This is a genomic window from uncultured Thiocystis sp. (assembly GCF_903866365.1).
Lineage (GTDB): Bacteria > Pseudomonadota > Gammaproteobacteria > Chromatiales > Chromatiaceae > Chromatium.
The window spans coordinates 1-2,998 of the sequence record NZ_CAIPNF010000011.1 but is presented as its reverse complement, the minus strand read 5'-3'; the positions used below and the strand labels follow the sequence as shown (position 1 = coordinate 2,998).

The window sequence follows — 2,998 nt, the reverse complement described above, 5'->3', positions numbered from 1 at the left end:
CTGGGGTATTAGTCGACATCAGACGATACCGCTCCCGCCCCTCTGCCGCCAGTTCATCGGGCATGGCCTGCTCATCCCGGCGCCGCTTTCGGCACGAACGGATGGCGTGTCCCCGGACGCGAAAATGGCCAAAGTCGAGTTTATCTAATGTCGCGGAATCCGGTGAATCGACTGATGGCAGACGTGACGACGTGAGTGACAGATTGTTCCAGGCTCTCGATCAGGGTTTGACGCCCATGTGATCCGCTCGCTACCCCGCCGGATAGCCCTCCAGACAATAGGGATTGATAAACGACCGCTGCCAGAGCGTGTCCCGCTCGGCGCGACTCAATTCGGCTTCGTCGCAGACCTCGTCCCAGGCATTGTCCAGCGTCGCGCGCTGATGATCGATCAGGCCCCGTGCCTGGTTGTGGGTCAGGCCAAAGGCGGGCGCGGCGGCAAGACAGGTGACGAGTCGGCTATCGCGACGCTGTCCGGTCAGGAGCATGGCCTGGCTGGCCTCGCCGCCGGTGCGCAGTTGCGGACAGAGGTCATAGGCCGGCGTGAGCCGGTAGGTCTGGCCATCCCAGAAGGCGGCATGATTGCGCGCGTGATCGTCGGTGTTGCCGCAGAGGACGTTGAAGACCATCCGCCCATAGAGTTCTTCGAGCGTCTGGCGCGGGTCGCTGAAGTCGCGGCGCACCCGGTGTGCCAGATCCTCGTAACTGGCATAGCGCGCTTCCAGTTCGCGCAGCCCCAGCAGGGTCAGCGCGGAGAGCATGAGACGGCGCTCCCAGCCGGCGGGGGTGCGACGCCGGTCGAAGCGATCGATCAGCAGCACGTCTCGGTTCAGCGCGCGGGCCAGGGCCACGGGCGCGACATCCAGGCCCACCCGGCTGGCCAGGCGCATGGCCAGATATTCAGCCTTAACCAGATTGAAGAGGTCGGTGCTGGTGGAGAACTTGGCGATCCGCCGGGCGGACTCGCTGGACAGCAGGGCCTTGGGTCGAGCGCCGCCGACGGACGTTCCGTGCTGGAGCGCGAGCGCCAGTTCGGGCGAGAGGGACTCGCCACGCTCCAACCGCTCGGCGGCGTCCGCCAGTTCGTCCAGACTGGTGGGGGCGGCCTCGCGCGCGCGATACTCGGACGCGGACGCCTGGACATCCAGGGCGCCGATTCGGTCCGACCCCGACTCCAGCAGATAGGTCAACTCATCAAGCTCGACCCGCGCGGCCGCCTGACCCCGCTGTCCGGTCAGTCGATGGACGATGACCCGGCGGCCCCAGGCGTCGGGCGCGGCATCGCGTAGACAGGGGGGAAGGTCGTCGTCGCGTTGCCGCTGGACGCCCGGTCGCAAGGGCAGTTCGTCCGGAAAAAGGCTGATAGCCTCGGTCCGGTCCAGGTAGGAACGACCATAGGTGAAGGCATAGCCGCCATCCCGTTCGCGCTGAAGCCGGCCCGCGACCACGGGTGACACCGCGCCCGGCAGCCAGATCCAGACGTAGGCCCCCCGGTGGTCATCCGGATGCTCAGAAGTCATCGTCCAGTCGATCCAGGTCGGGGCGGCGGATGCGGGACGGCAAGAGTTGAAGTTTCTCCTGCTGACGGATCAGTTCACGCTCCAGCGCCCCGGTCGGTTCGAGGCCGAAGAGCGGAATCCCGACCAGCGTGGCCGCCTCGAAATAGGTGCCGATGGCGACGCCCGGCGCGCCCTGGATGATCCGGCGGATAGTGAGCACGCCCACGCCCACCCGCTCGGCCAGTTGCTCGCGCGACCAGCCCTTGCGCAGGCGACCCTCCTCGATCAGACCGCCGAGCAGGTGCAGGGCGCTCCGGGTGGTGGGTGAGAGGATGGGGTGCATGGATGGATCTGATGCAATCGTGATGGTTAAGGCGTTAACCGATTCTATTCGATCGGTCCAGTCTGTGGGGCGAGAGAATGTCCCGCATGTCTGGTCGGCGTCCTGCTTGCGCGCGCACCTGATCGATCCCTGTGCTTCGATGATGACACGATGCCGATCCCAGGTGTCTTGGGCAGCGGAAAGTCCGACCATGCTTCATGGGGTGGATCGCCAAAAGCACCAACACACTGGTCACGCTGGAAACGCACCATCGGGAAGAAGCGATCTCGTCCGGCCGAATTGGAACGGGATCGAGCCGTGACAGATCAGTCAGCCGCCTTCCGTTCCGTCCTGCGTAGACTCGGGCGGACCAAGCGCCGCCGCCGGGAGATCGGTCTGCGGAAAGTCGTCACCTTTGTAGAGCAATGGCTGTTTGCGGATGCTCGCCAAGGCGTAGGAGCAACAGTCGCCGAGGCTGAGCGAAGCTGGGTGCGATCCCTTCCCGAAACGCTAAAAAGCCCCGTGGATGCGGGATTTTGTTATTGCTCTCTGGGAATCTCCTCAGCTTCCAAGTGCTGCCGTTTATGGATCACGGCTAGCACCTCGATGAGGTCATCGGATTTTATCTCATACAGAATTCGGTAGGAATAAAGTCCCAGTTCGCGCACAGCATCTTCGTTCAGTTCCGGCACCCTGCGACCCTTGCGGGGCAACTCATCGAGGCCAATCGTTTTCTTGACCAGTTCCTCGCTGACCCGTCTGGCATAGAGCGGGGAATCCTGGGCGATGTAATCATAGATGTGGCGAAGCTGCCGCTTGGCATGCCTCGTCCACTTCACCATGACTGAATATCCTTGATGACATCTTCGGCGGATTCGGTTTGGCCTTCGGCGGCATCCTGCCGACCCCGGCGGATATTCTCCAGCACATAGAGCCGGTAGATCATCTCTTCGGTATCCACCTCATCGGGTAGCCGCTGAATGGCCTCTAAGGCTTCCTGTTTAGCGGTATGCATCATCGCTGCCTCTTAATTGTCATAACTCACGTTTCGGAGTTGAAGTTCGCCATGGCGATCGTCTCAGACCTCCATAGAATCAGTCTCTGCGCCCTCCAATTGGAGGGTGAACTCATCGAGTTGCAGTGCCTGAACGAAGAAGCGCTGCACCTGCTCATCGATG

Annotated in this window: 4 protein-coding genes; all 4 read right to left on the bottom strand. The window is 62.8% G+C overall.

Features of this window, described 5'->3' with window-relative positions; genetic code table 11:
- Positions 1–250 precede the first annotated feature (250 nt).
- Positions 251–1,519 (bottom strand): type II toxin-antitoxin system HipA family toxin, encoded by a 1,269-nt coding sequence (locus tag QZY07_RS00330; RefSeq protein ID WP_295398854.1) that lies wholly within the window; start codon positions 1,517–1,519, stop codon positions 251–253.
- Positions 1,509–1,841 carry a helix-turn-helix transcriptional regulator gene (locus QZY07_RS00325; RefSeq protein WP_295398853.1) on the bottom strand — a complete coding sequence of 111 codons (333 nt, stop codon included), beginning with the start codon at positions 1,839–1,841 and terminating at the stop codon, positions 1,509–1,511. Before QZY07_RS00325 ends, QZY07_RS00330 begins: the two co-directional genes overlap by 11 nt.
- Positions 1,842–2,359: 518 nt before the next feature.
- The gene (locus QZY07_RS00320) at positions 2,360–2,662 is read right to left on the bottom strand and encodes a type II toxin-antitoxin system RelE/ParE family toxin (RefSeq protein ID WP_295398851.1); all 303 of its coding nucleotides are present in this window, start codon (positions 2,660–2,662) and stop codon (positions 2,360–2,362) included.
- Entirely contained in the window at positions 2,656–2,835 is a 180-nt protein-coding gene (locus tag QZY07_RS00315) for a hypothetical protein (RefSeq protein WP_295398849.1), read from the bottom strand. Before QZY07_RS00315 ends, QZY07_RS00320 begins: the two co-directional genes overlap by 7 nt.
- Positions 2,836–2,998 lie beyond the last annotated feature (163 nt).

What these genes read in the sequence shown, in the direction of transcription:
- QZY07_RS00325 (WP_295398853.1), bottom strand. Translation starts at nt 1,841, where the DNA reads ATGCACCCCATCCTCTCACCCACCACCCGGAGCGCCCTGCACCTGCTC.
- QZY07_RS00320 (WP_295398851.1), bottom strand. Translation starts at nt 2,662, where the DNA reads ATGGTGAAGTGGACGAGGCATGCCAAGCGGCAGCTTCGCCACATCTAT.
- QZY07_RS00330 (WP_295398854.1), bottom strand. Translation starts at nt 1,519, where the DNA reads ATGACTTCTGAGCATCCGGATGACCACCGGGGGGCCTACGTCTGGATC.
- QZY07_RS00315 (WP_295398849.1), bottom strand. Translation starts at nt 2,835, where the DNA reads ATGCATACCGCTAAACAGGAAGCCTTAGAGGCCATTCAGCGGCTACCC.